The sequence below is a fragment of the Actinoplanes sp. NPDC049599 genome (assembly GCF_044465625.1).
GTDB lineage: Bacteria > Actinomycetota > Actinomycetes > Mycobacteriales > Micromonosporaceae > Actinoplanes.
Genome location: NZ_JBITLX010000031.1, coordinates 81554 through 108269, shown reverse-complemented (window position 1 = coordinate 108269; position 26716 = coordinate 81554). Strand labels below are relative to the sequence as shown.

Genomic DNA, 26716 nt, shown 5'->3' with positions numbered 1-26716 from the left:
TCCTCGGTGATGCAACCACCGGCTGAAAACGCCGAGCTCACACCACATCAACAAGATCGAAATCTTGCGCGTCGGTGGCGGTCGGCGCGCGGCCCACATCACTCCGGCGGGCTATTGCCATCGCCCGATACACCAACCACGCAAAAGACTCTCCTCACCGTCGTGCTCCAAGATCTGGCGATCAGCCGCGGAAACCGCGAATTAAAGGGACGCGGTAGCCAGCAGACGTGGCAATGGAGGATGCATCCGACGCGCATCGTATCGGACCCGGGTGCGGTGCCGGGCATGCGCTCGTGGCCCAGCCCGGCCCGGCCCGGCCCGCGGCAGCGCCTGCGGTGGTGGCCTGCCTGCGCTGGCGGCCGAGGCCTGGTGCGGTGGTCTGGCCCACGCCGACGGCGTGCCTGCGGTGGTGGCTCGCCCGCATTGGTGGATAGGCCTAGCTGCGCTGGTGGTCCGCTTGCGCTGGTGGCCCGCTTGCGTTGGTGGATGGGCCCGGCTGCGGTGGTTTGGCTCGCGCTGGTGGTCTGGCTCGCGCTGGTGGTCTGGCTCGCGCTGGTGGTCTGGCTCGCGCTGGTGGCCGGGCCCGGGGCGCGGTGGGCGGGGCCGCCAGCGCTGGTGGCCCGCTTGCGCTGGCGGCCGGACTCTCGCTGCCGGCCTACCAGCGCCGATGGCTCGCTTGCGTTGGTGGATGGGCCCGGCGGCGATGGTCTGGCCCACGCTGGTGGTTCGGCTTGCGCTGGGGGCCCGGCCTGCGCTCGTGACCCGGATCGCGCCGGTCACCGTCCCGCGTTGGCCCGACGGTGGGACGCCCGCCCGGTGGCCGGTCGGGCACGTGCCGCAGTTGGCCTTGCGCCGGGTCGGCAGGCCATGAGCGGACGCCGGCCGGCTGACGGATCCGCGCCCGCCCCGGCCTCGCGGGCAGGGATCGCCCCACCCAGGGACTCAAGCCGGCAACGACCACCCACCCACCTCGACCCCTCTCACCCCTCGCCGAAGTGGACGCTGCTTACCCTCGCCCCCGCCGTAGGGAAGACCAGATACAGGTCGCGGTGGCCGACCGCTCCCGACAGCGGCGCAGCCACCTCTGCCCACTCGTGCCTGTCCGCGGTTTCCGGCACGTCCAGGATCGCCGCGACCGGTCCGCTCAGCGGCTCGTCCAGGCGGACCTCGATCCGGGCTCCTGCTCCGTGCGCCGCCGTCGTTGCTGCCGTGATCCGGTTGCTGCCCGAGCCGAAGTCGACCCGGTCGAAGGCCAGCCAGGCGCCGTCGCGCAGCGCCAGGACCGCGTCCCCGTGGGTCAGGGTCTCGTCCGTCAGGGTGGTGCCGTATTCGTCGTCCCGGTTGGCCGCGCGGAGGATGTCCGCGCGGCGGTGGGGGAGTTCCTCGCCCCGGACCGTCAGTGTTGTTGATGCCGTGATGTCCTTGCAGGATCGGCCCGTCAGGACGGTGTGCCGGGCGCTCTCCACGACCGGGCGGTTCTGCACGACGTCGAAGAATGCCAGGTCGGCGATTCGCAGCGGCAGTGTCACCGTGGCTTGTTCGCCCGGTGCCAGGTGGATCCGGCGGAAGCCGCGCAGCTGGCGCAGCGGCTGCTTGTCCCGGGAACGGCGCTGCCGGGTGTAGAACTGGACGACCTCCGTGCCCGGCCGGTCGCCGGTGTTGACGACCTCAACACTGATCTCCACCTCGGCGCCGGACTCGGCCTCGGGGGTGCTCAGCCTCAGGTTGTGGTGCTCGAAGCGGGTGTAGCCCAGGCCGTGGCCGAACGGGTACAGCGGGGTGCCGCGGAAGTACAGGTACGTCGCGTCGCTGCCGATGATGTCGTAGTCGAGCAGGTCCGGCAGTTCGTCCGCGCCGCGGTACCAGGTCTGCGGGAGACGGCCGGTCGGTTCCTCGCCCAGCAGGACGTCGGCGAGGGCCGTGCCGTGCTCCTGGCCGCCGTGCGCCGACCACAGCAGCGCCGGCAGGTGCTCCTGGGCCCAGCTCACCGCGTACGGGTAGCTGCTCGTCAGCACCAGCACGGTCCGGGGGTTCGCCGCCCGCACCGCCCGCAGCAGCGCCTCCTGGCGCGGCGGCAGGGCCAGGTCCACCCGGTCCTCGGTCTCCCGGCCCGCCACCATCGGGTGGTTGCCGAGCACCACCAGCGCGACGTCCGCGTCCCGGGCCAGCGCCGCGGCCGCCGCCACGCCGTCCTCCGCCAGCTCCACGGTGAACGTCGTGGCCGTCTCCTCGGAGGCGGCGTCGGCCCGCAGCACGCCGTCCGGGCCCGTTGCGACGTACCGGTTGCTCGCCAGGTGGCGCAGCACGACGGTGTCCCGGTGGCGGACCGGTTCGAAGGTTTCCCGGACCACCCACCCGCCCGGTTCCGGGCGGTCGTTGACCAGTACGCCGTTCTCGTCGGCGCGGACGTAGCGCCGGTTGGCGGCGGACCGCAGCGTGATCGTGCCGCCGCCCCAGTCGACGAGGTCGAAGGCCGCGGCCGGTCCGGTGCCGGGTTCGCCGATCCGCAGCGGGGCGCCCTCGGGGCCGTCGCCGCCGAGCACCGTGCCGGCCGTGGTGCGCAGCCTGACCCGGTCCACCCCCTCCGCGGTGCGGACGGCTTGTTCGCCGAGCCGCTCCGCGAGCCCGGCGCGGACGGTCACCGCGTACGGCAGGGTGCCGCTGTACCAGTCCGCCAGCACCGTGTCGGCCAGCGGGCCCAGCACCGCGACCGTGCTTCCGGCCGCCAGCGGGAGCACCGCTTCGCTGTTCTTCAGCAGCACTACGCTCGCCCGGGCGGCCTCGCGGGCCAGCCGCTGGTGCTCGACGCAGTTGATCACCTCGGCCGTGGTGCCCGCGTACGGGTTGGGCCCGGCCGGATCGAACTCGCCCAGCCGGAAGCGGATCGCCAGGATGTGCCGCACCGCGGTGTCCACGTCGGACGCGGTGAGCAGGCCGCGGTCCAGCGCCTCGTGCAGCGCCGTCATGGTGGTGCCGGGGTCCTCGGTGAAGCAGTCGATGCCGGCGCGCACGGCGGCGGCGAAACCGGCGGCGTGGTCGCCGAGGTAGCCCTGTGCGCCGGCCAGGTTGGTGCAGGCGCCGGCGTCGCCGACGACCAGCACGTCGTCGGCGGTCCAGGTGCGCAGCTCGCCGGCGAGCAGCGGGCTGAGGTGCGTCGGCCGCCCGTTCACCAGGTTGTACGAGGCCATCACCGCGACCGCGGCCCCGGCGGCGATCGGCGCCCGGAAGGCCGGCAGCTCGTACTCGTGCAGCACGCGCGGGGGCAGGTCGCTGGAGGTCAGGTGCCGTTCGGTCTCGTTGTTGTAGCCGAGGAAGTGCTTGAGCGTCGGCGCGGTCCGCAGGTAGCGCGGGTCGTCGCCGCGCAGGCCCCGGGCGTACGCGCTGCCCAGCACGCCGGTGAGCCAGGGGTCCTCGGCGTAGCCCTCCTCGTTGCGCCCCCAGCGCGGGTCCCGCAGCGGGTTGACCACCGGCGCCCACACGTTGAGGCCCACCCCGGCGGGGTCCTTCTGGTGCAGCCCGCGTACCTCGTCGCCGACCGCCGCGCCGACCCGGCGCACCAGGTCCGGGTCCCAGCTGGCGCCCAGGCCCACCGACTGCGGGAACACGGTGGCCTCGCCGAGCCAGGCCACCCCGTGCAGGGCCTCGGTGCCGGTGCGGAACGGCCCGACGCCGAGGCGGGGGACCGCGGCCTGGTGCTGGTGCAGCAGCGCCACCTTCTCCGGCAGGGTCAGGCGGGTGAGCAGGTCGGTGACCCGCTCGGACAGCGGCGCGCCGCTGTCCTCATAGGGGTCGGTCATGGCGGGCGTTCTCCTCGGCGTGGGATCCAAGCGGTGCGGTCCGGCCGTGGCTGCGGCCCGACTGTCGAAGCGCTTCGATGAGGATGCGGAAAACGCTCCGCCGGAACGATGTGGTTACACCCGTGTTACGGCGGAGCCTTCTGAGGTTGGCACCAGGCATCGACGCCGGTCAAGAGGAACGGCGAGATCGATCGATGTTCAGGCGGCCGGGGCCGGCAACCTTCCCGTCTCCAGCCGGTCCAGGGCGAGCATCGCGCCGCCCAGCGCGGCCGCGTCCGGGTGCAGGGTGGACGCGGTGACCCGGCAGCCGGCGTCGCCCGCGGTCACCGCCCGGGCCGCCAGTTCGGCCTCCACCGCGGGCAGCATCCAGGGCGCCAGCGTGGCGAAGCTGCCGCCCAGCACGACGACCTGGGGGTCCAGCAGCTCGGTGAGCATCGAGACGCCGCGGCCCAGCAGCCGGCCGGTCTCGGCGAGCGCCGCGGTCACGTGCGCGTCCCCGTTGGCCGCGAGCGCGGTGATCCGGTCCAGCTCGGGGGCGTAGTCGGTGATCGGGCCGTCCTGCTCGGTGTCCGGCAGCGCGCGCCGGACCAGCGCCGGCAGCCCGGCGACCGCCTCCAGGCAGCCCCGCCGCCCGCAGCGGCAGGGTGGACCGGCGCAGTCCACCTGCAGGTGGCCGGCCTGGCCCGCGAAGCCCCGGCTGCCGCGCAGCGGCCGGCCGTCGGTCACGATGCCGGCGCCGATCTCCACGTCGCCGATCAGGGCGAGCAGGTGGGGCGTGTCGGCCTCGGCGCCGCCGCGGTGCTCGGCCAGGGCCGCCAGGTTGGCCGCGCTGTCGATGGTCACCTCGAACTCGGGGTGGCGCAGGCCGCGTTGCAGGGCCGCGCCCAGCTCCAGGGCGGGCCGGCCGAGGTGTGGCGCGAACCGGACCGCGCCGCCCGGACCGACCAGCCCCGGTGCGGCCACGGTCAGCCCGAGCACCCGGCGCTCCTGCGCCGCCATTTTCGCGACCACCCGGCCGGCCAGGGCCGCGACGGCGGCCTCGGCCCGCCCGGGGGTGCCGTCCAAGCCGGGGTACGTGCGCCGCCAGGTCAGCAGCCGCTCGCCGGTCAGGTCCACGGCGATCGCCACCAGATGGTCGGCGGCCACCTCGATCCCGATGGCGGCGTACGGCCGGCTCTGCAGCGTCAGCATCGAGGCGGGCCGGCCGATCCGGTTCTCCGTCAGCCCGGTCTCGCGCAGCAAGCGCCGCTCCAGCAGGTCGGTGACCAGGCTGGAGACGGTCGCCTTGTTCAGTCCCGTGGACGCGGCGATGTCCGCTCGCGAACAGGGCGCATGGGTGCGGACGAACCGCAGCACGACGGCCAGGTTCGTCGTCCGCACGTCGGACAAGTCCGCCGGCCGCGTCATGCCGTGCGTACTGATCACGTTTGTCCTGCCTCTCGCCGCCGGCCTTCCCCGGCCGGCCCGTTCATCATGCCGCACCGCCCCGCCACCGGAGCGTGGGCAGCTCTTGTGGGTCCATCGACGGTCGGCTAATTTGTTTGGCTACAAGCCAAACAAACTGTAGCGGGAGGCTGTCGCTCCCGTCGACCGTTATAAAAGGAGCGCGCCGTGACACCACCCACGGGCCCGTCCGCCGACCGCCGGGGCTTCCTGAGCCTGCTCGGCCTGGGCGCCGTCGCCGTTGCGAGCGGGGGAGCACTGGCCGGCTGCGGCGAGAAGTCCACCCGCGGCGGCGCCACCCAGAACCTGGACAAGCTCTCCGGTGTGCTGCCGGAGCAGAAGACCTTCGCCGGGGCGCCCAAGCCCGACATCCTCGGCACCCGGCCGGTCCCGGACGGCTACACCAGGTACCCCGCCAGCCTGGTCGACGCGATCACCGAGAAGCCCGGCGCCGGCGGCGCGCCGATCCGGGCGATGGTGCCGGTCTGGGGGCCCGCGCCGCCGGCCGGGGCGAGCAACGCCTACCTGACGGCGATCAACGCCGAACTCGGCGCCACCATCGACTTCAGCGTGCAGGACGGCGCCACCTACGCGGACAAGCTCGGCGCGATCCTCGGCGCCCGGGACGTCCCCGACCTGCTCTGCGTGCCGAGCTGGGAGGTCGAGAAGCTGGCCCGGTTCAGCGACGCGGTCGCCGCGCTCTTCGAGGACCTGACGCCGTACCTGCAGGGCGGCGCGGTGGCGGCGTATCCGATGCTGGCCACGTTCCCGGCCGGCGCCTGGCGCAACGCGTGCTGGAACCAGCGGCTGATGGCCGTGCCCAACCCGACCGACGGCCCGTTCCCCTGGGCGATGTTCCAGCGCAAGGACCTGCTCGACAAGGCCGGCCTGACCGCCCCGAAGACGATCGACGAGCTGTTCTCGATCGGCCAGGAGGTGACCGATCCCAAGAAGGGGGTCTGGGCCTTCACCGACATCTTCCAGATGGTCCAGATGTACTACAAGGCACCGGGCAGCAAGCAGGGCTGGCGGCTCAAGGCCGACGGCACCCCGGAGTTCAAGTACGAGACCCCGGAGTACCGGCAGGCCGCCGAGTTCATGGCCAAGGTCTACAAGGCCGGTCTGGTGCATCCGGACCTGGTCGCCAGCAAGGGCGGCGACGCCAACGCGCTGCTGGCCGGTGGCAAGATCATGTTCGCCCAGGGCGGCCCCGGCATGTGGCAGCCGATGCAGGCCGAGCAGCAGAAGATCACCAAGGGCTTCAACCTGCAGCCCGTCCCGCTCTTCTCGGCCACCGGTGGCGACCCGCTGGCCTGGGGCGACGACGAGCCGATCTCGTACCTGTTCATCAAGAAGGGGCTCGGCAAGGCGCGGGTCGAAGAGTTGCTGCGGATCAGCAACTGGTGCTCCGCGCCGTTCGGCACCAAGGAGTTCGCCCTGCGCGAGTACGGCGTCGACGGCAAGCACAGCACCCAGACCCCGGCCGGCCCGGCCAAGACCGACCTGGGCTTCAAGGAGATCCAGAACCAGTACTTCTTCATCAGCGGCCGCAGCCCCGTGGTGCAGCCGTACCCGCAGACGCCGGACTACGTCCCGCAGGTGATGGCGTACTCCAACGAGACGATCAAGTACCTGGAGAAGGACCCCTGGGACGGGCTGAAGTTCGAGATGCCGGCCAAGTACAAGGCCGGCCAGGTGCCCACCGAGGACAAGATCACCGACATCCTCCGGGGCCGGCGGCCGATGTCCGACCTCGACGTCGTGATCCAGGAGTGGCGTGCGGCCGGCGGTGATGAGGCCCGCCAGATGCTCGGCACGGCGCTGACCGACGCCGGTCGATGAGCGCTGACCAGGCCAGCCGGCCGGCTCCGGAGGTACCTCCGGAGCCGGCCGCGCCGGGGCCGCCGGCGTCCCGCCGCCGGCCCGCTGAGCGGCCCCGGCGCTCCCCCCTGAGCGCCCGGCTCCGCCGTGACTGGCCGCTGCTGGTCATGGTGGCGCCGGGCGCGCTGGTCCTGCTGGTCTTCCACTACCTGCCGGTGCTGGGCAACGTGGTGGCCTTCCAGGACTACAACCCCTACCTCGGCGACAGCGCGCTGCAGGCCCTGCTGAACAGCCCGTGGATCGGCCTGGGCAACTTCGAGGACCTGTTCGGCGATCCGGCCTTCTGGGACGCGTTCTGGAACACGCTGTCCATCACGGCGTTCCAGTTGGTCTTCTTCTTCCCGTTGCCGATCGCCCTGGCCATCCTGCTGAACAGCATCCTGTCCCGGCGGCTGCGCGGCTTCGTGCAGACCGTGGTCTACCTGCCGCACTTCTTCAGCTGGGTGCTGGTGGTGACGTTCTTCGTGCAGATGCTCGGCGGCGCCGGGCTGCTCTCCCAGGAACTGCGCGACGCCGGGATCACGCCACCGGAGATCATGTCCAACCCGGAGACCTTCATCGTCCTGGTCACCGCCGAGGCGGTCTGGAAGGACCTGGGTTGGGGCACGATCGTCTTCCTGGCCGCACTGGCCGCGATCGACCCCAACCTGTACGAGGCCTCGGCGGTGGACGGCGCCGGCCGGTGGCGCCGGCTGTGGCACATCACCCTGCCCAACCTGCGCCCGGTCATCGTGCTGCTGCTCATCCTGCGGCTGGGCGACGCGCTGTCGGTCGGCTTCGAGCAGTTCCTGCTGCAACGCGACGCGGTGGGCCGGCAGGCCGCCGAGGTGCTCGACACCTTCGTCTACTACCAGGCCATCGCCACCGGTGACTACGGCTTCGGCGCCGCCGCCGGGCTCTTCAAGGCGATGGTCGGGCTGGTGCTCATCCTGGCCGCCAACAAGTTCGCCCACGTGCTGGGCGAACGGGGGGTGTATTCACGCTCATGACCACGACCCTGCGCCCGGTGCGCCGGCGGCATCCCGAGCGCCCGGCCTGGGAGGAGGACCCCACGGTCGCCGGCCAGGCCGCCAAGGGGGTGGTGCTCACCGGGGTCGTGCTGGCCGTGCTGGTGCCGCTCTGGGTGGTGCTGGTGACCAGCCTGGCGTCCCGGCAGACCATCAACGCGGCCGGGGGTCTGGTGGTGGTGCCCCGCGAGCTGGACCTCTCGGCGTACCGGATCATCTTCTCCGGCGGCCAGGTGAGCAAGGCTCTGCTGTTCACCACCCTGCTCACCGTCCTGGGTACGGCCTTCAGCCTGATCCTCACCGTGCTCGCGGCCTACGGCCTGTCCCGGCCGGGCTCGGTCCTGCACCGCGGCCTGCTCTTCTACTTCCTGCTGACCTTCCTGATCTATCCCGGGCTGGTGCCGAGCTACCTCGTGGTGACCGGGCTGGGCCTCAAGGACAGCATCTGGGCGCTGATCCTGCCGGGCGCGGTCAGCGTGTTCAACCTGGTCGTGGTGCGGGCGTTCTTCCAGAACATCCCGGCCGAGCTGCTCGACAGCGCCCGGGTGGACGGCGCGGGGGAGTTCCGCATCCTGGCCCGGATCGTGCTGCCGCTGTCGCGGGCGGTGATCGCGGTGGTCGGTCTCTTCTACGCCGTCGGCTACTGGAACGTCTGGTTCAACGCGTTGCTCTACATCGACGACAACGAGAAGTTCCCGATCCAGCGGGTGCTGCAGAGCTACATCCTGGCCGGGCAGGCACCGCAGTTCTCCGGGGCCACGGGTGTCACCCTGCCGCCTACGCTGGCGATCAAGATGGCCGTGGTGGTGGTCACCGTGGCGCCGATCGCGCTGGTCTACCCGTTCGTCCAGCGGTACTTCACCCGCGGCGTCATGATCGGGGCGGTCAAGGGCTGAACCGGAGCGAGACCGGCCGGCCGGCCGGCAACGTCACGGTCGTCGGCGTCCCCAGCGGGGCGCCGACGACCACCCGGGTCTCCCGGCGGGCGCACAGCACCGCTTCCACCCGGTCCGGCGCCCAGCTGAGGTCGAGGATCCGGACGGCGTCGCGGGCGGCCAGCCCGATGACCCGCCCGCGCGGCCAGGCCCCGGGCCGCGCCGGCAGCAGGTCCAGCCGGCCGTGCGACGAGCGCACCAGCATCGCCGCGACGACCGCGGGCAGGCCGCCGGCGATATCCACATTGAACAACGCGGCGCGGTTGTGGGTGGGCACCAGGTTGTCCCGCCAGTAGCGGCTCGCCATGGTCACCACGGTGCCGTACGCCTCCTCGGCCAGCCCCAGCGCGGCCGCGGCCAGGCCGAGCTGTGCCAGGCCGTACCCCATCTCGTCGGACTCCGCGCCCGCCCACCAGGCCAGCCGGCTGCGCACCGCCGCGACCGCCGCCGCGCGCAGCGTGGGATCGCCGGTGATCAGCGGGTCCGGCTCGTACCAGAGCGGCCACAGGTGCGACGCGTGCCGGTGCGCCGGCTGGTCGTCGAGCCCGTCGCGGCACCACTCGGCCAGCATCCCCTCGGCGACACGGTAGGCGGGCAGCGCGTCGAGCAGCGCCCGCCAGCGCGGCGCCGCCGGGTCGTCGGCGGCGAACCGCAGCAGGTTGGTGAGCAGGTCGCGGACGACCGCGACGTCCATGGTGGCGTCCACACAGGCCTGCGAGCCGGTCGAGGCGGGCGCGTTCTCCGGCGAGTACGAGGGGCTGAACACCGCCCGGCCGTCGCGGATCTGGACGAAGTCGAGGTAGAAGTCGGCGGCCTCGCGCAGGAACGGCAACGCCCGGCGGCGCAGGAACTCCCGGTCGCCGGTGTAGCGCCAGTAGTCCACGTAGAGGCGGCTCATCCAGGCGGCGCCGGCGGTCCAGAAGGTCAGGCACCACACCGGGCCGAAGTGGTTCTGCCGGCCGTGGGTGGACAGGTGCGCGGGGGCGAGCAGGCCGCGGGCGCCGTACAGCCGGCGGGCGTTGTGCCGCATGTCGTCGCGGTGCGCCTCGAGCAGGTCGAAGACCGGGAGCAGCAGCTCGGGCGTGGCGGTCGGCAGCAGCGCGGCGACCGCGGCCGGCAGGTTGCCGTCCAAGGTGTAGCCGCTGGACCAGGGTGGGGTCCAGGTGCCGCTCCACACCCCCTGCAGGGTGGGCGGCAGGTCGCCGGTGCTGCTCACGATGGCGTAGCGGCCGGCCTCGAAGAGCCGCTCCACCAGGGCCGGGCCGACCGGCCGGGCGAGCAGGGCCGAGGTGGGGGCGGCGCGGTCGGCGGGGTCGGCGGCCAGGTCGAGGTGGACGCGGGCCATGAGCTCGCCGTGGACGGCGCGGTGCGCCGCCAGCAGGGAGTCGAAGTCGCCGTGCAGCTCCGGCTCCGGGTCTCCCGGCAGCAGCGTGCGGATGACGAGGGTGGCGTCCGACCGCACTTCCAGGCTGGCGCCGCCCGGGGTGGGGTGGATGCCGGTCTCTGGCGGTCTGGCGCCCGTGCCGGGGTGCCTGCTGCTCTCCGGTTGTGCGGCGCCCGCGACGGTCCGGGTGCCGGTCTCGCGGGGGTGCTGCCCGGTGACGTCGGCTGTCAGGGTTTGGCAGCGGACGCGGTAGCCGCTCAGGGCGCCGGGCCACGGCGCGTCGAAGGTGGCGTGCAGCGTGAGGCCGCCGGCGACCGCCCGGGTGCGGGCCCGCACCGGGCGCGGTGGGGTGCCGTCGATGAGGCGCAGGTCCAGGGTGCCGGAGAAGCCGCCGGTGGCGGTCAGCCGCACCACGATGGCGTCCGCCGGGCGGGAGGCGAAGACCTCCACCCGCGCCTCGCCGAGCTCGTCGCGCCAGCGCAGCACGACCACGCCGGTCGCCGGGTCGACGCTGCGGTCCAGGTCCGTGCCCGGCCGGTGCGGGCGCACGGTGAGCGTCGCGGCGCCGACCAGGGGATCGATCCAGACCGTCTCCGCGTACGCCGGTTCGCCGGCCACCGCCCGCTCGCACACCGCCTCGGCGGCCCGCGCGTACTCCCCTCGATCGAGCAGGTCCCGCAGCCGGGGCAGGATCGGGGCCGTGTCCGGCGCTGGCAGGGGCGGGCCCAGCGGCAGGAACAGCCGTTCGTGCGAGACGGTCAGCCGCACCGCCGCGGGCGTGCCCCAGCACAGCGCGCCCTGCCGGCCGTTGCCGGTCACCAGCGCGTGCTCCCAATTGACAGCGTCCCGCACCGGCCCTAGTTTGGCGGGAATCCCAACAAACTACAAGCGGGGAGCGGCATGCCACGGCTGCTGTACGGCGGGGACTACAACCCGGAACAATGGCCCGCCGAGGTGCACGCCGAGGACGCCGAGCTGATGCGCCGCGCCCGGGTCACCACCGCGACCGTCGGCGTCTTCGCCTGGTCCAGGCTCGAACCCGCGCCGGGCCGGTACGCCTTCGGCTGGCTGGACGAGGTGCTCGACCGGCTGGCCGCCCACGGGGTCGGCGCGGTGCTGGCCACCCCCACCGCGTCCCCGCCGCCGTGGCTCGGCGTGGCCCACCCCGAGGTGCTGCCGGTCGGCCCGGACGGCGTACGGCTCAGCCACGGCAGCCGCGACACGTACTGCGCGAGCGCGCCGGCGTACCGCGACGCCGCCCGCCGCATCGCCGCCGCCCTGGGCGAGCACTACCGCGGCCACCCCGCCCTGACCATGTGGCACGTGCACAACGAGTACGGCACCACCTGCCACTGCGACCTGACCGCCGAGGCCTTCCGCTCCTGGCTCCGGCACCGGTACGGCGGCCTCGACGAGCTCAACGACGCCTGGACCACCGCGTTCTGGGGCCAGCACTACACGCACTGGGCGCAGACCCGGCCGCCGCGCCGCACCCAGTACCTGCCCAATCCCGCCCAGGTGCTGGACTTCCGCCGGTTCACCTCGGACGAGCTGCTGGCGGCGTACACCGAGCAGCGCGACGTGCTGCGCGCCGCGACCCCCGGCGTGCCGGTGACGACGAACTTCGTGCTCGGCGGCTGGGTGCCGGTCGACCACGCCCGCTGGGCCCGCGAGGTGGACCTGGTCGCCATCGACCACTACCCGTCCGATCCGGGCGCGGGCGCGCAGGAGCAGGCGGCGTTCGCGGCGGACCTGGCCCGCGGCTGGGCGCGGCACAGTCCCGGCGGACCCGGCTGGCTGCTGATGGAGACCGCCCCGAACCTCATCTACGCCGCCGACCGGATGCACACCAAGGAACCCGGGCGGATGGCCCGGCACAGCCTGGCCGCGGTGGCCCGCGGCTCGCGCGGCGCGCTGTTCTTCCAGTGGCGCGCCCCACGCGGCGGCGCCGAACTGTTCCACTCGGCGCTGGTGCCGCACGCGGGCCCGGACAGCCGGGTGTTCCGCGAGGCGGTCGCGCTGGGCGAGACCCTGGACCGGCTCGGCGAGACGGCCGGCGGCACGGTGCGGGCGGCCATCGCGATCGGGTACGACGAACCGTCGGCGTGGGCGCTGCAGGGGGCAGGCCTGCCGTCCAACCGGCTGGACCACGCCGAGGAGGCGGAGCTGGTGCACCGGGCGCTGTGGCGGCGGGGCCTCGGGACGGACGTGATCGGGGCGCTGGAGGGGCTGGCGGCGTACCGGATGCTGGTGCTGCCGATGCACTACCTGATGACCGACGCGCAGGCCGCGGGGGTGCGGTCGTGGGTGGAGGCCGGGGGGACGCTGGTGGTCACGTTCCTGAGCGGGGTCGCGGACGAGTGCGCCCGGGTGCGGACCGGGGGGTATCCGGGGGCGCTGCGGGAGCTGCTCGGCGTGCGGGTCGAGGAATTCCATCCGCTCGGCCCGGACGACCGCGTCAAGCTGTCCCCTGGCCCGGGGACAGACGCCGGCGCGGCGATGGCCGGCGAGCTGTGGAGCGAGACCGTGCACCTCGCCGGCGCCGAGGCCCTGTTGTCCTACCGTGGCGGTGTCCTGGATGGACTGCCCGCGGTCACCCGGCACGCGGTGGGTGCCGGGGTGGCCTACTACGTCTCCACCCGCCCGGCGGACGAGGGCTACGGAGACCTGCTCGCCGCCGTCGCGGCGTCGGCGGGAGTGACGCCGGACCCGGCCGGTGCGGTGCCCGGCGTGGAGGCGGTCCGGCAGCACCAGGACGGCCGGACCTGGCTGTTCCTGCTGAACCACACGGGCGAGGGGCACGAGGTGCCGGCCGCCGGGACGGACCTGCTGACCGGCGCGACCGTGACCGGCGTGCTGCGGCTCCCGCCGGGCGGCGCCGCGGTCATCCGCGAATCCTGACCACCGGCACCGACAGGATCGCACCGCGATCATCCGCGGGGCCGGACCGCGCGGCTCCAGCCGGGTGCGTGGTGCCGCGGCCGGCCGGTCGGGACGGCCGCGGCGTCCGCTCATCCGGTGACCGAGAACGAGTTCGTTCTGAAGTCCTTGCCGCCGGCCGACGAGGTGATCTCGTAGCCGAGCTGCACGTTGCCGATCGTCACGTCGCCGAACCAGCCTCGGGCCCGGATCCACTGGGCGATCGCCCGGATGTCCACGGTGCCCGCCGACGTGTTGCTCGTCCGCACGAACGAGTAGACCTGGTTGGCGCCGTTCGAGCCGCGGTAGATCGCCCAGGTGTGGCCGCCCACCGATGTGGTGGTCTGCAGGGTGCCCAGCGGGCCGACCGCGCCGTACTTGTTCATCCACAGCATGATCTCGTGGGCGTTGTCGGACGACCAGATGTCGTACGCGGTGGTGAAGGCGACGCCGCTGGTCGGCACGGTGACGTTGAAGCTGCTGGTGGTGGTGCCCAGCGCGCTGACCCGCTTGCCCAGGTAGCGGGTCGCGTTCGGGTAGGACTTGATGCCGCCGGTGTTCGGGTGGTTCGCCCACACGCCCCAGTTCGACGCCGAGTTGGCCCAGATCGTCTGCGGGCCGTAGCCGTTGCCCCAGACGTTGTTGTAGAGCGTGTAGCCGTTGCTCGACCAGGTGCCCCACCGGTCCGTCGACGACCAGACCGCCGCCTGGGCCGGCGCCGCGACCAGGGCGGATGCGGCGGTCAGCAGCCCGGCGACGAGCGTGCCGGTGAGCACCCGCAGGGAACGTCTCATGGCCGTTCCTCCTTCGTTAGTTTGGAATCGCAACTAAGTGCAACGATACATGTCGATTGATGGCGGCGGTGATCCGGAGCGGTGGCGGGTCCGTGTAACAGCCGTGAGGTCCGCAACCGAGGAGGCACGCACATGGCACGAGCAGCACAGCGCCGCAGGAGTCGCGTACTGGTCGCCGGGGTCGTCGCGCTGAGCATCGCCGCGGCGGTGGCCGGCACCCGGATGGCGTCCGCGGCGGAGACCGAGACGGTGACCGCGACCGTCCGGGTGACCGGCACCTTCGACGGGCAGGGCGGGCGCTTCGTGGCCGGCCCGGAACTCGGCGACGGCGGGCAGGCCGAGGGGCAGGACGCCATGTTCGAGCTGGCCGACGGCGCCACCCTGACCAACGTGACGCTCGGCGCGCCGGCCGCCGACGGGGTGCACTGCCTGGGCAGTTGCACGCTGCGCAACGTGAACTGGGAGGACGTCGGCGAGGACGCGGCCACCTTCACCGGCGCCGGCGCCACCGTGCTGGTCGAGGGCGGCTCGGCGGCCCAGGGCACCGACAAGGTGTTCCAGGACAACCGGCTCGCCGGCGGTTCCGTGACGATCCGCGACTTCGCCGTCACGGACTTCGGCAAGCTCTACCGCTCCTGCGGCAACTGTGACGAGCAGGCGGCCCGGACCGTCACCATCTCCGGGGTCACGGCGACCGCGCCAGGCAAGGTGATCGCCGCGGTGAACGTCAACCTCGGCGACAGGGTGACGCTGTCGGGCATCACCATCACCGGCTCGGGCGCCGATGACGTGCACGTGTGCGACCTGTTCGAGGGCAACGACACGGGTGCGGAGCCCGTCAAGATCGCCACCGAGCCGGACGGCGTGGCCTGCGTCGCCACCGGGATCACCGTGCAGTAGCGCCACCCCGCAGAGCGCCGTCGACCCGCCGGTCGGGGGCGCTCTGCTGTGAGCGCTCCCAAATTTCGCACCATACGATATGACCTGCTGGTTCATCTCGCTGTCACCTGTTTACAGCGAGCCGGAAACACGATTACTGTGAGCGCTCCCAGTATTGACAGGATTCGATCGACAGGCGGTCGCCCATGTTCCTCCGTGCAGTCCGGAAGCGGTTCGGCGTCCTCGGCGCCCTCCTCGCCGTCACCCTGCCCGCCGCGGCGGTCGCGGCTCCCGCCGGGGCGCAGGCCGCCACGCTGTCGATGCGCGGCGCCGACGTCTCGACCCTGCAGCGCGCGGTCGAGCTGGGTGCGAAGTACTACACGGCGGCCGGGGCCGTCGCCGACCCGCTCGACATCCTCAAGGGCGCCGGGGTGAACTACATCCGGCTGCGGGTGTGGAACAACCCGGTCAGCGGCTACAACAACGCCGCCAAGGTGCTGGCGTACGCCCGGACCGTCAAGGCCAAGGGTTTCAAGCTGCTGATCGACTTCCACTACTCCGACACGTGGGCCGACCCGGGCGTGCAGACCAAGCCCGCGGCCTGGTCCAGCCACGGGATCAGCACGCTGACCAAGGACGTCTACGACTACACGTACGGGTTGTGCACCAGCCTGAAGGCGCAGGGCACCACGCCGGACAGCGTGCAGATCGGCAACGAGATCAACGTCGGCATGCTGTGGAACGACGGCAAGGTGGTCAACAACGACTTCACCAACCTGAGCCTGCTGCTGAAGTCGGGGTACAACGCCACCAAGGCCTGCAACTCGTCCACCCAGGTGATCATCCACACCGCCAACTCGGACAGCGACGCGCACGCCCGCTGGTTCTACGACGGCATCCGGGCCAAGGGCGTCGCCTGGGACATCACCGGCCTGTCGTACTACTGCAACTGGCACGGCACGATGGCCAACATGACCAGCGTCATCGCCGACATGATCTCCCGGTACGGCAAGCCGACGATCCTGGCCGAGACCGCGACCCCGTTCACCACCAACAACGCCGACGGCACGGGCAACAGCATCACCACCGCCTGCTCCGGCTACCCGGCGACCTGGGCGGGACAGGCAGCGGCCTTCACCGCGGTGCAGAACGCGGCCAAGGCCGGCGGTGCCACCGGGGTCTTCTACTGGGAGCCGACCTGGACCGCCGTGCCGGGCAACGGCTGGGACCCGCGGAACATCGCCGGCTCCGGTGACGGCTGGGACAACATGGCCGTCTTCAACTGGACCAACGTCTTCAACGGCCTGGTGAAGTGGATCAGCTGAGCGCCGGTTGACCGCTGTCGATAATCTCGGGGTCATGGCCGAGCCACTTCGGACGACGGGGGTCCCGGATTGAATCTGAGCCTGGCCGTGAACCTCATCGCCGTATTGATCTCGGTTTCCGCGGTCGCCGCGTCCAGCCTGTTCGCCGTGCATCAGCTCCGGTCGATGCGCAGGTCCAACGAGACGCTGGTGGCGATCGAGTTGCTCACCCGCGAGTGCCGGACCACCGAGTTCCTCGAGAGCGAGGAGTTCGTGGTCAACGAATTGCGGAAGCATTCCCCCGAGGGCGGGATCGGCGCGTTGCCCGCCGACGCCCGGCGGCACGTCAGCCGGATCGGCCTCTACTACGGCAGCCTGGGCTTTCTCGCCGTCTTCGGGGGCATCCAGGAGAAGATGGTCGTCAGCCTGATGCCGTGGCGGGCGCGCCGGTCGTGGTTCGCGCTGGAGCCGTACATCATGGTGGAGCGCACGCTGCGGTCGCCCACCCATTTTGCGTACTTCGAACATCTGGTCTGCATGATCGCCGAGGCCGACCTGGCGGAGATCCATGAGGGTCTCCGGTTGCGGAAGATCGGCGCTCGGTCGGCGGAGTTCAAACGGCAGTTCCTGGCCCGGCCGGGACAGGCGGGACAGGCGCGACTCGCCGAGGGGACGGCGGAGCCGAACCCCCCGGCGCCGCAGAAGCGGCAGGAAGCGGCACCCTAGGTGCAGCTGACCCCGTTGAGGGCGAAGGCGGTCGGTGCGCGGTTCGCGCCGGTCCAGGAGGCCAGGAAGCCGAACGACACCGTGCCGCCCGGGGCCACCGTGCCGTTCCAGGACGCGTTCGTGACCGTGACGGCGGCGCCGGTCTGGGCCGCCGTGCCGTTCCAGGCCTGGGTGATCCGCTGACCGTCGGCGTACGACCAGGACAGCGACCAGCCGGTGAGCGCGGCCCGGCCGAGGTTGGTGAGGGTCACGTCGCCCTGGAAGCCGCCCGGCCAGCTGCCGGTGACCCGGTAGGACACCGCGCAGCCCCCGCCGGGCGCCGGCGAGGCGGAGGCGGAGGCGGAGGCGGATGGTGAACTGCTGGGGCTGATCCGGCTCGGGTCGACCACGCCCCAGTACGCCTGCTTGGCCTGCAGGGTGGTGTCGAACAGCAGCGGCGCGTCCTTGCGGGTCACCGGGAACGTGTCCAGCCAGGTGTTGTCGTCGGCCAGCCCCCACAACGTCACCGAAGTGATCTCCCCGGCGTACTCGCGGAACAGCGCGAACATGTCGCGGTACACGTACGCCTGCTGGAGCAGCCGGTCGGCCGGCGGCGCCGGGAAGGTCTCGCTGTTGTTGCGGTAGATGCTGACGTCCATCTCGGTGATCTGCTGCTCCAGGCCCAGCGGTACGAACTTCTGCAGCATCGCCTCGGTCTCGGCGACGGTCGGCCAGTCCACGTTCACGTGCATCTGGTGGCCCACCCCGTCGATCGGCACGCCCTCCGCCCGCAGCTTGCTGACCAGGTTGAACAGGGCGTCGCGCTTGGCCGGCACGTTGGTGTTGTAGTCGTTGATGAACAGCTTCGCGTGCGGCGCCACCTCGCGCGCCACGGTGAACGCCGTGCGGATGTAGTCCAGCCCCGTGATCGCGTACCACTGGCTGCGCCGCAGGCCGTCGGCCTGGCTCTCGTCGATCACCTCGTTGACCACGTCCCAGACCGCGATGTCCGTGCCGTAGTGCGCGGCGACGTTGCGGATGTGATTGGTCAGCCGGGCGAGCAGCAGCTCCTTGTTGGCCGCCGTCGCGGTCATCGGCGCGCCTGCCTCGTCGGTGAAGACCCAGGCCGGCGTCTGGTTGTGCCAGACCAGCGTGTGGCCGCGCACGGCCATCCCGTGCGCCTTCGCGTACGCGATCAGCGGGTCGGCCTCGGTGTAGCGGAACGTGTTCTCGCTGGGCTCGGTGGCGTCCCACTTGAGCGCGTTGCCCGGGGTGACGGAGGCGAAGTGCTTGGCGAGCAGTTGCCCGTGCACGCCGACCGTCTCCGCGGCCGTGATCGCGGCGCCCACCGGGAACTCGGTCACCACGTCGCGCACCGACGGGATGTCGGTCTGGATCGGCTGCGCGGGCACGTAGGAGATGCTCACGTCGTCGAGGAAGAACGAGCCCGTGGTGTTCGCCGTCTCCACGTAGACGCTCAGGAAGTCGACCTCGGTGGCCAGGGTGTAGCGGCCGGTGAGGTTGACCCAGCCGCCGGCGGTGACGGCGGTGTTGCCGACCACCTGGTCGTAGGCGGCCACTCCTGCGCTGCGCCGCTCCACGCTGAGCCGGGCGCTGTCGGCCGCGGCGCCGTCGGCCAGCCGCACCCAGGCCGAGATCGTGTACTGGGTGCCGAGGGTGAACCGGCCCAGCACGTCCAGCATCGGGCCCTGCCAGGTGGCGGCGCGCGCGGTGACCGCCAGGCTGCCGGTGCCGCCGTGCGCGACCGCGTCGCTGGGCGCCACCACGGCGGCGCCCCGTGCGGTCCAGTCCTGCGCGGTGCCGTCCTCGAACTCGCTCGTCACCACGGCGACCGGGGTGGGATCGGCCGCCGCGACGGGTGCGGCGGCGATCAGGGCGGGCGCGGTCAGGGCCGCCGCGGTGAGCAGCGCCAGCACGGCGCGGGTCGGGGTCAGGCGCATGACGGAGTTCCTCACGATGGGGGTCGCGGTCCGGGGGAGCGGACAGTGACGGTCATCGTTGCATGGGAGCGCTCCCAGAACAACGCCGCGATGTCGTGGAGGTTTCCGATGGTGCCTGAATCGGCGTTTGGTCGCGTCCTGTCGAACATGATCTGACAGAAACCACCATCATGCGTCAGCCGTGTTTACCGTCCATAGTGCTGGGTCCGCCCTGATCACCATTGACAAGCAGCGGTTTTGTTGCCAACGTTCGACCATCGTGTTTCGTGTTTGTTTTTGTTCGACCTAGGAGCATGTTCATGACGATGCTTCCCCGCGCCCTGCTGGCGTCCCTTCTCCTCGTGCTCACCCCCGCGACCGTGGCGCTCGCGCCGGCCGCCGCGACGGCCGGCACCCGGCCCGCCGACACCTCCTGCGCGACCACCGGCTCCGTCGACTTCGGCGTGGACCTGGCCGGCGCCGGCTGGCGGTTCCGCACCGGTGACGACCCCGCCTGGTCCGACCCGGCCTTCGTGGACACCGGCTGGGACGCCTGGTCGGTGCCGGACAACTGGGGCGCCGGCGAGCTGTCTTCCTACGACGGCTTCGCCTGGTACCGCCGGACGTTCACGCTGCCCGAGCGCCCGGCCGGGGTGACCGACTCCGCCGTCGTCGCCGCCCTCGGCAAGATCGACGACGCCGATCAGGCGTTCCTCAACGGCCAGGAGATCGGCCGCACCGGCGGCTTCCCGCCGGCCTTCGACTCCACCTGGGAGGTGCCGCGCGAGTACTACCCGGCGGACGGGCTGCTGCGCTGGGGCGCCACCAACGTGCTCGCCGTGCGTGTCTACGACGGCACCGGCGGCGGCGGTTTCTACCAGGGCCCGGTCGGCCTGTTCTCCAAGGCCCGGCTGCGCACGCTCGGCGGGATCACCGGTACGCCGGCCGGCAAGGCCCAGCTCGCCCACGCCTGCGCCATCCTCGGCAAGCAACACCGTGCCGTGGCCGCGGGTGACCTGCGCGCCTACGCCGGCACCCTGGCCGACGGCTTCTTCCACCAGGGCGACACGGCCGCCCGCCGCCTCGCCGACCTGCGCGCCTTTCCCGGCCGGTCGACGCTGCGGGACAGCCAGGCCGAGCTCTTCGTCGACACGCAGGGCCGCCTGGTCGTCGACACCATCCGCAGCTGGACCGGCGCCGACGGCACGGTCCTGCTGCCGCCGACCCGGGAGCTGCTCTACCTCGACCCGCGCCGCGACCAGGAGCTGGGCGACCACTCCCGGTTCTTCCGGGACAGCTACGAATCCGCCGCGATGGGCCGCCGGGTGCAGTTCAACGTGTACCTGCCGAAGGGTTACACCCGCACCACGGCGAAGCGCTACCCGGTCGTCTACCTGCTCAACGGGTTCAACGGCAGCAACATCGAGTGGGAGGCGCGCGACATGGACGCCGTCCTGGACAAGCTGACCCGGGACGCCGACCTCGAGGAGTCGGTCGTCGTCTTCCCGGACGGCGACAGCGGCTGGTACGTGGACACCTCGGTGGGCAACTTCCGTACGATGATCGTCAAGGAGATCGTGCCGCTGGTGGACCGGGCGTACCGGACCATCGCCGACCGCGAGCACCGCGGCGTCAGCGGGGTCTCGATGGGCGGCCAGGGCGCCTTCACCCTCGGGCTGACCCACCCGGACGTGTTCAGCTCGATCGCCAGCCACATGGGTGCGCTGAGCCTGGCGCCGCTCGCCGGCACCCCCGCCGAGCAGGCCGCGAACGCGAGCCTCCAGCCGATCGCCGTGGTCACCGCGGCGAGCGTGGCGGACCTGCGGCGGCACACCTACTACTTCGACGGCGGCGATCAGGACGACTACCGCTTCGGCGCCGCCGCCCAGCGGATGAGCACGGCGCTGGCCGCCAAGGGCATCCGGCACGACTACCAGCTGGGCGCGGGACGGCACGACGACGCGTACTGGATGCCCAAGCTGGACCGGTCGTTCGGCCTGCACACCGAGCAGTTCCGGGCGCACCCGTACCGGCAGGCGCGGGAGCCGCGGGCGCCGCGGACGGCGTACGTCTGGCCGTGAGACCCGGCGGCGAAAAGCGTGCGACATTGTCGGACGCCTCGCGTTGACCCCGGTTTTCGCCCTGCCTACCGTCGCGTCATGACCGCAGAAGTACCGCTGACCGTCCCGGCCGCCTGACCACGGCGGCCGGGCGGATCACGGTGTACCCCCAGCAGCGGCAGGCGACCATCCTCGAAGTGATCAACCGGGACGGCGGCGCCCGGATCACCGATCTGGGCCGCAGCCTAGGCGTCTCCGGGGTGACCGCGCGCCGGGACATCGAGGTGCTGGCCGGGCGTGGCCTGGTCGCCCGGGTCCGCGGCGGTGCGGTCGCGCTGACCCGCAGCCTGGACGGCCCCGGCCGGCACCCACGGCGCCGGCAGCGGGAGAAGCTGGCCATCGCACGGGCCGCGGCGGGCCTGGTCCGCCCCGGCGAGGCGATCGGCATCCTGGCCGGTACGACCACCCTGCTGCTGGCCGCCGAGCTGCTGGACGTGCCCGGCCTGACCGTGCTGACCAACTCGATCCCGGTCGCGGACGTGTTCCACGGCGCCGGCCGGCCGGACCGGACCGTGGTGCTGACCGGCGGCACCCGGTCGGCCACGGACGCCCTGGTCGGGCCGGTGGCCCGGCACACCGCCGCCGGCATCAACCTCGACGTGCTCTTCCTCGGCACGTACGGGATGACCGCGCGGGCCGGCTGCACCACTCCGGACCTGGCGGAGGCGCAGACCCACGGGATGCTGGTGCGCGCCGCCCGCCGGGTGGTGGTGCTCGCCGATCACAGCAAGTGGGGCGTCACCGGCGTGGCCACCGTCGCGCCGCTGGCCGGCGTCGACGTGCTGGTCAGCGACGACGGGCTGAGCCGCTCGGCCCGGGCGGCGCTGCGCGAGCACGTCGGCGAGCTCATGCTGGCGGCGGGCTGACCGGTTCGGGCGTGCTCCACCAGTCGGCCGGGTCGTCGTCCGGCTCGCCGGTGTCCCGCGACTGGTGCAGCAGCGCCTCGATCTGCACCGGCCCGGCCGGCCGGGCGAACAGGTAACCCTGGCCGTACGTGCAGCCCAGCGCGCTCAGCAGGGAGTGCTGATCGAGGTTCTCGATGCCCTCGGCCACCGTCTGCAGCCGCAGCGCCCGGCCCAGCTGCACCACGGCCTCGGCCAGCGTGGCGTCGTCCGGATCGGTGGCGATGCCGTCGATGAACGCCTTGTCGATCTTCAGGATGTCGATCGGGAACCGGCGCAGGTACGACAGCGACGAGTAGCCGGTGCCGAAGTCGTCGATGGCGATCTGCACGCCCAGGTCACGCAGCTCGTGCAGGGTGCGGATGGTGGCGTCGGTGTCCTGCATGAGCAGCGACTCGGTGATCTCCAGGACCACCCGGCCGGGGTCGATGCCGGAGTCGCGCAGCGCGCCCGCGACGTCCGCGACCAGGTCCGTGTGCTGGAACTGGCGGGCCGACAGGTTGACGCTCACCCGCAGCTGTTCGGCGCCCGGCACGTCCCGGTGCCAGGCGGCGACCTGCCGGCACGACTCGGTGAGCACCCGGTGCCCGAGCGGCACGATGAGGCCGGTCTGCTCGGCGAGGCTGATGAAGGTGTCCGGGGCGAGCAGGCCGAGTTCCGGGTGCTGCCAGCGCACCAGCGCCTCGACGCCGATCAGCCGGCCGGAGGGCAGGTCCACGATCGGCTGGTAGTGCACGACGAACTCGTCGTCGGCCAGCGCCTGCTCCAGCCGGACGCGGGCCTCGGCCTCCTGGACGGCGTCGGCGTACATGGACTCGTCGAAGACCACGTAGCGGTCTCGGCCGGCGGTCTTGGCGGCGTACATCGCCAGGTCGGCGTCGCGCAGCAGCTCGTGGGTGTCGGCCTCGGTCATGGTGTGGGTGATCTTGGCGGAGGCGATGCCGATGCTGGCGGTGGTGACCAGGTCGCGGTTGCCGACCCGGACGGGCAGCCGGACGATCTCCAGCAGCCGTTCGGCCAGCGCCGCCAGCTCCAGGTCGTCGAGGCCCTCGACCAGCACGGCGAACTCGTCGCCGCCGAGCCGGGCCAGCGTGTCGGCGGGCCGGATACAGCCGCCCATCCGGCTGGCGACGGCCCGGATCAGCTCGTCGCCGGCCGCGTGCCCGAGGGTGTCGTTGACCTTCTTGAAGTCGTCCAGGTCGACCAGCAGCAGCTCCACCCGGCCGCCGCTGCGCAGGTTGCGGGCGACCGCCTGGTTCATCCGGTCGCGGAGCAGGGACCGGTTGGGCAGCCCGGTCAGCGCGTCCTGGAACGCCTGCCGGGTGAGCTCGCCCTCCAGCGCCTTCTGCTCGCTGACATCACGGATGGTGAGCACGACAGCGGCGACGTGCGGGTCGTGCAGCCGGTTGGTGCCGGTCACCTGCACGTTGATCCAGCGGCCGTCGGTGTGCAGGCAGCGCGAGTCGATCCGGGCGGTGTGCCCGGGCGCCGCCGCGCTCAGCTCCACCATCCAGGCGGTCACCGGGGCGAGGTCGTCGGGGTGGGTCATCGCGACCAGGTCCTCGGTGCCGAACTTCGAGGCGTCCCGGCCCAGCACCCGGCCGGACGACGAGCTGGCGAACACGACCCGGCCGTCCGCCAGGGCGAGCACGGCGTCCGAGCCGTTCTCCAGCATCGCCTCGCTGCGGCGCTCGGCGACCGCGCGTTCGGTCTCCTGCTGGCGGCGGCTGTGCGCGGTCAGCACACACAGCCCGATCACCACGGTCAGGACCATCGACAGGGAGGCCACCAGCACCGGGCTCGGCTGCGCCGCGGTGACCGCGAGCAGGAGGTAGCCGGCCTGGGCGAACAGCCCCAGGCCGACGGTCGTGCCGGGCTTGAGCAGCGCGGAGGCGGCCACCACGACCACGATGGCGCCGGCCGGGTAGATCGCCAGGCCGTCGTCGTCGAACAGGTTGAAGACGTAGACGCCGGCCAGGCTGGCTGCGTACCAGGCGGTGAGCCCGGCGGGCACGCCGGGACGGCGCAGGATCCGGGGCCACGGCAGGGCGCTGGCGGCGAGCAGCACGACGATGCTCAACGCGAGCGGGACGAGCCACCACCGGTACTCCGGCGCCCAGGCGACCTGGACCCGGATCGCCCCCATCAGAGTGAGCGCGGCGATGATCCACAAATCGAGTCGGACCTGCCGGGCATGGTAATGCGCCACGGAGGCGTCGGATCCGGCCCATTGCTGCACGCCCTTATGTCGGACGGTCCGGCCCGACTCCGGAGACAAAGCGCGGAATTGTTTTTCGCCGCGGCGCCGTGGCCGACACTCCCGCGCGGCTGCCCCAGCGGCGCGCGTCGATCTGACAAGATCCCCCTTTCGTCAACGCCGCTGATGCGAGGGACCGCCGCCATGCCCCGCGACCGCCCGTACGTCCCGCGCGACCGGGCCGCGCCCCGGGGCGGCGCGGGGGACCCGCTGCGCGACGCGCTGGACCTGCTCGGTGCGCCGCGCGCCGGCCGCCGCCCCACCGGCCCCGGCCCGGCCCCGATCCCGCCCGCCCCGGCCTCGGATGGCTCGGCCCCGGCGCCGTCGCTTGCCTCGGATGGGGCAGCCCCGGTCCGGTCGGGCTCGGGTGTTGCGCTCCCGCCGGGCGCGGCTGCCCCGGCCCCTGTCCGGCCGCGTTCGCGTGGAGCGCTCCCGCCGGACACGGCTGTGACGGCGCCGGTCCGGCCGCGTTCGCGTGTTGCGCCCCTGCCCGGCGTGGATGCGGTAACCCCGGCCCGGCCTGGCTCGGACCGGTCGACGTCGGGCGCGCGGGCCTCCGGTGGGTCGGACCCGGTTTCTCCGGTGGGGCAGCGGCTTTCTCCGGTGGGGCAGCGGCGGTCCGTTCCGCCCCGGCAGCGGGGAGCCCGCGAGCCGGCGCCCGCCCCGGTGCGGTGTACCCCCGCTCCCGGGCCGGCCCGGCCGGCCGGCAGTCGCCGGCGGATCCGGCTGGCCACCGTCTTCTCGCTCGCGTTGTTCACCGCCATCGGGGTGCGGCTGGTGGTGCTGCAGGTGGGCCAGTCGCCCGCCGAGGTGGACCTGCTGCTGGCGCAGCAGCGCAGCCGGCTCGTGGAGATCGAACTGCCCGCGGCGCGCGGCAGCATCGTGGACCGGTCCGGGGCCGTGCTGGCCCGCAGCGTGGAGGCACGGTACGTGTACGCCGACCCGCAGCTGATCGAGGACGCCCCGGCCGCGGCCGCCCGGCTCTCCCCGCTGCTGGGCATCGCGCCGTCGCGGCTGACCCGGCTCATGGCCCGGCAGAAGCGGCCCAGCGGCGCCGACTCCCGCTTCGAGTACCTGGCCCGCGGCGTGGACATCCCGCTCGCCCGGCGCGTCGACGACCTCGGGCTGGCCGGCATCGGCACCGGCCGCGACGAGCGCCGGGACTCCTCCGGCGCCGACCTGGCCAGCAACCTGATCGGGTTCACCGGCGAGGACCGTACCGGGCTGGAGGGCCTGGAGGCCCGGTACGACGACGTGCTGCGCGGCCGGGACGGCCGGCTGGTGCACGAGCGCGGCAACCCCCAGGTCGACGACGGCCGGCTCGCCAAGGAGATCCCCAGCGGCTACCACCGGCTCACCCCCGCGCGCCCGGGCGCGACCCTGCACCTGACGATCGACCGGGACCTGCAGTTCCAGGCCCAGCGGGCGCTGTGCCCGACGCTGGCGCGGGCGGCGGCCGCGTTCGGCGCCGCGGTGGTGCTCGACGTGCGGACCGGCGAGGTGCTGGTCCAGGCGAGCTGTCCGGGCTTCAACGCGGCGAAGCCGCTGGACCTCGAGCCCGCCGAGCGTGCGGACGTGGCCAGCAGCGTCGCCGCGGAACCGGGTTCCACGCACAAGGCGTTCGTGGTCGCCGCGGCGTTGCAGGAGGGCGTGATCACCGCGGACACCACGGTGCCGGCGGGCGGTCCGCTGGTGCGCGGCGGTACGCCGTTCGCCGACGAGCACCCGCAACCGGCCGGCACCCGGCTGACGATCCCGGAGGTGCTCGCGTACTCGTCGAACGTCGGCACGATCGCGGTCGCCGACCGGCTCGGCCCGCAGCGGATCTTCGACTATCAGCGGCGGTTCGGGCTGGGTGCCACCACCGGAGAGGGGATGCCGGGGGAGAGTGCGGGACGGTTGCTGGCCCCGCCACAGTGGAGCCCTTCGGCCACCGGCTCGGTGCCGATCGGCGCCAGCGTGGACGCGACACTGCTGCAGATGGCCGCCGGCTACGCGGCCATCGCCAACGACGGCGTGTACGTCGCACCGCGCCTGGTGCAGTCCGCCGTCGCCGCCGACGGCACGGTGACCCCGGGCCCGGCGCCCCGGACCCACCGGGTGCTCAGCCCGGAGGTGGCCGCCGAGGTGCGGACCATGCTGGAGGCCGTGGTGGTGCTCCCCGGCGCGACCGGGCGCCGCGCGGCCGTGCCCGGCTACCGGGTCGCGGGCAAGACCGGCACCCTGGACCGGCTCGTCGACGGCCGGTACACCAGCGCGAACGCGGTCTCGTTCATCGGCATGGCCCCGGCCGAGGCGCCCCGCTACGTGGTCGCCGTCTCCGCCGCGGTGCCGCGGGGCGCCGGGGGTGAAGTGGCGGCCCCGGTGTTCAGCAGCATCATGGGTCTGACCCTGAGCCGGTACCGGGTGCCGCCCTCGACGGCCCGCCCTCCGTCGTTCGAGTGATCCC

Annotated in this window: 16 protein-coding genes; 10 read left to right on the top strand and 6 right to left on the bottom strand. The window is 72.8% G+C overall.

Annotated features, from left to right (window positions below):
* Positions 1-980 precede the first annotated feature (980 nt).
* The gene (locus tag ACIBQZ_RS36435) at positions 981-3797 is read right to left on the bottom strand and encodes a glycoside hydrolase family 3 C-terminal domain-containing protein (protein WP_396093431.1); all 2817 of its coding nucleotides are present in this window, start codon (positions 3795-3797) and stop codon (positions 981-983) included.
* A gap of 198 nt (positions 3798-3995) precedes the next feature.
* Positions 3996-5204 (bottom strand): ROK family protein, encoded by a 1209-nt coding sequence (locus ACIBQZ_RS36430; protein WP_396093430.1) that lies wholly within the window; start codon positions 5202-5204, stop codon positions 3996-3998.
* 204 nt (positions 5205-5408) lie between these two features.
* Here ACIBQZ_RS36430 and ACIBQZ_RS36425 point away from each other — a divergent pair, with 204 nt between their 5' ends.
* Genes ACIBQZ_RS36425 through ACIBQZ_RS36415 form a run of 3 tightly spaced genes read left to right on the top strand, consistent with a single transcriptional unit; the run spans position 5409 to position 9024 of the window.
* Entirely contained in the window at positions 5409-7082 is a 1674-nt protein-coding gene (locus tag ACIBQZ_RS36425; protein ID WP_396093429.1) for an extracellular solute-binding protein, read from the top strand.
* Positions 7079-8110: an ABC transporter permease gene (locus ACIBQZ_RS36420; protein ID WP_396093428.1), complete on the top strand. Its 1032-nt coding sequence runs from the start codon at positions 7079-7081 to the stop codon at positions 8108-8110. Before ACIBQZ_RS36425 ends, ACIBQZ_RS36420 begins: the two co-directional genes overlap by 4 nt.
* Positions 8107-9024, top strand: a complete 918-nt coding sequence (locus tag ACIBQZ_RS36415; RefSeq protein ID WP_396093427.1) for a carbohydrate ABC transporter permease — start codon at positions 8107-8109, stop codon at positions 9022-9024. Before ACIBQZ_RS36420 ends, ACIBQZ_RS36415 begins: the two co-directional genes overlap by 4 nt.
* On the opposite strand, the gene ACIBQZ_RS36410 is transcribed toward ACIBQZ_RS36415, so the two are convergent.
* Positions 9014-11299, bottom strand: coding sequence for a glycosyl hydrolase family 95 catalytic domain-containing protein (locus ACIBQZ_RS36410; RefSeq protein ID WP_396093426.1), 2286 nt, complete (start codon positions 11297-11299; stop codon positions 9014-9016). The two genes, ACIBQZ_RS36415 and ACIBQZ_RS36410, sit on opposite strands and share 11 nt — an antisense overlap.
* Before the next feature lie 48 nt (positions 11300-11347).
* Here ACIBQZ_RS36410 and ACIBQZ_RS36405 point away from each other — a divergent pair, with 48 nt between their 5' ends.
* Positions 11348-13348, top strand: coding sequence for a beta-galactosidase (locus ACIBQZ_RS36405; RefSeq protein WP_396093425.1), 2001 nt, complete (start codon positions 11348-11350; stop codon positions 13346-13348).
* 110 nt (positions 13349-13458) lie between these two features.
* On the opposite strand, the gene ACIBQZ_RS36400 is transcribed toward ACIBQZ_RS36405, so the two are convergent.
* The gene (locus ACIBQZ_RS36400) at positions 13459-14160 is read right to left on the bottom strand and encodes a hypothetical protein (protein ID WP_396093424.1); all 702 of its coding nucleotides are present in this window, start codon (positions 14158-14160) and stop codon (positions 13459-13461) included.
* Between the two features lie 132 nt (positions 14161-14292).
* On the opposite strand from ACIBQZ_RS36400, the gene ACIBQZ_RS36395 reads away from it, so the two are divergent.
* The 3 genes from ACIBQZ_RS36395 (at position 14293) to ACIBQZ_RS36385 (ending at position 17069) form a co-directional block, all read left to right on the top strand.
* A complete protein-coding gene (locus ACIBQZ_RS36395; protein WP_396093423.1) occupies positions 14293-15060 on the top strand; it encodes a pectate lyase in 768 nt (255 codons plus the stop codon).
* A 185-nt stretch (positions 15061-15245) separates the two neighbouring features.
* On the top strand, positions 15246-16364 hold the full coding sequence (locus tag ACIBQZ_RS36390; protein ID WP_396093422.1) for an arabinogalactan endo-beta-1,4-galactanase: 1119 nt from the start codon (positions 15246-15248) through the stop codon (positions 16362-16364).
* Between the two features lie 87 nt (positions 16365-16451).
* Positions 16452-17069 (top strand): hypothetical protein, encoded by a 618-nt coding sequence (locus ACIBQZ_RS36385; RefSeq protein ID WP_396093421.1) that lies wholly within the window; start codon positions 16452-16454, stop codon positions 17067-17069.
* Here ACIBQZ_RS36385 and ACIBQZ_RS36380 read toward each other — a convergent pair.
* Complete coding sequence (locus ACIBQZ_RS36380) at positions 17066-19009, bottom strand: endo-1,4-beta-xylanase (RefSeq protein WP_396093420.1); 1944 nt, start codon at positions 19007-19009, stop codon at positions 17066-17068. The genes ACIBQZ_RS36385 and ACIBQZ_RS36380 overlap by 4 nt on opposite strands.
* A gap of 299 nt (positions 19010-19308) precedes the next feature.
* On the opposite strand from ACIBQZ_RS36380, the gene ACIBQZ_RS36375 reads away from it, so the two are divergent.
* Positions 19309-21069, top strand: coding sequence for an alpha/beta hydrolase-fold protein (locus ACIBQZ_RS36375; RefSeq protein ID WP_396093419.1), 1761 nt, complete (start codon positions 19309-19311; stop codon positions 21067-21069).
* A gap of 140 nt (positions 21070-21209) precedes the next feature.
* Positions 21210-21974 carry a DeoR/GlpR family DNA-binding transcription regulator gene (locus ACIBQZ_RS36370; protein WP_396093418.1) on the top strand — a complete coding sequence of 255 codons (765 nt, stop codon included), beginning with the start codon at positions 21210-21212 and terminating at the stop codon, positions 21972-21974.
* Here the strand turns inward: ACIBQZ_RS36370 and ACIBQZ_RS36365 are convergent.
* A complete protein-coding gene (locus ACIBQZ_RS36365) occupies positions 21955-24219 on the bottom strand; it encodes a putative bifunctional diguanylate cyclase/phosphodiesterase (RefSeq protein ID WP_396093417.1) in 2265 nt (754 codons plus the stop codon). The two genes, ACIBQZ_RS36370 and ACIBQZ_RS36365, sit on opposite strands and share 20 nt — an antisense overlap.
* Before the next feature lie 330 nt (positions 24220-24549).
* Here ACIBQZ_RS36365 and ACIBQZ_RS36360 point away from each other — a divergent pair, with 330 nt between their 5' ends.
* Positions 24550-26712, top strand: coding sequence for a penicillin-binding transpeptidase domain-containing protein (locus ACIBQZ_RS36360; RefSeq protein WP_396093435.1), 2163 nt, complete (start codon positions 24550-24552; stop codon positions 26710-26712).
* Positions 26713-26716 lie beyond the last annotated feature (4 nt).

Coding starts and splice junctions, on each gene's coding strand:
- ACIBQZ_RS36395 (WP_396093423.1), top strand. CDS start 14,293: ATGGCACGAGCAGCACAGCGCCGCAGGAGTCGCGTACTGGTCGCCGGG.
- ACIBQZ_RS36375 (WP_396093419.1), top strand. CDS start 19,309: ATGACGATGCTTCCCCGCGCCCTGCTGGCGTCCCTTCTCCTCGTGCTC.
- ACIBQZ_RS36390 (WP_396093422.1), top strand. CDS start 15,246: ATGTTCCTCCGTGCAGTCCGGAAGCGGTTCGGCGTCCTCGGCGCCCTC.
- ACIBQZ_RS36435 (WP_396093431.1), bottom strand. CDS start 3,797: ATGACCGACCCCTATGAGGACAGCGGCGCGCCGCTGTCCGAGCGGGTC.
- ACIBQZ_RS36420 (WP_396093428.1), top strand. CDS start 7,079: ATGAGCGCTGACCAGGCCAGCCGGCCGGCTCCGGAGGTACCTCCGGAG.
- ACIBQZ_RS36415 (WP_396093427.1), top strand. CDS start 8,107: ATGACCACGACCCTGCGCCCGGTGCGCCGGCGGCATCCCGAGCGCCCG.
- ACIBQZ_RS36405 (WP_396093425.1), top strand. CDS start 11,348: ATGCCACGGCTGCTGTACGGCGGGGACTACAACCCGGAACAATGGCCC.
- ACIBQZ_RS36430 (WP_396093430.1), bottom strand. CDS start 5,204: ATGACGCGGCCGGCGGACTTGTCCGACGTGCGGACGACGAACCTGGCC.
- ACIBQZ_RS36380 (WP_396093420.1), bottom strand. CDS start 19,009: ATGCGCCTGACCCCGACCCGCGCCGTGCTGGCGCTGCTCACCGCGGCG.
- ACIBQZ_RS36400 (WP_396093424.1), bottom strand. CDS start 14,160: ATGAGACGTTCCCTGCGGGTGCTCACCGGCACGCTCGTCGCCGGGCTG.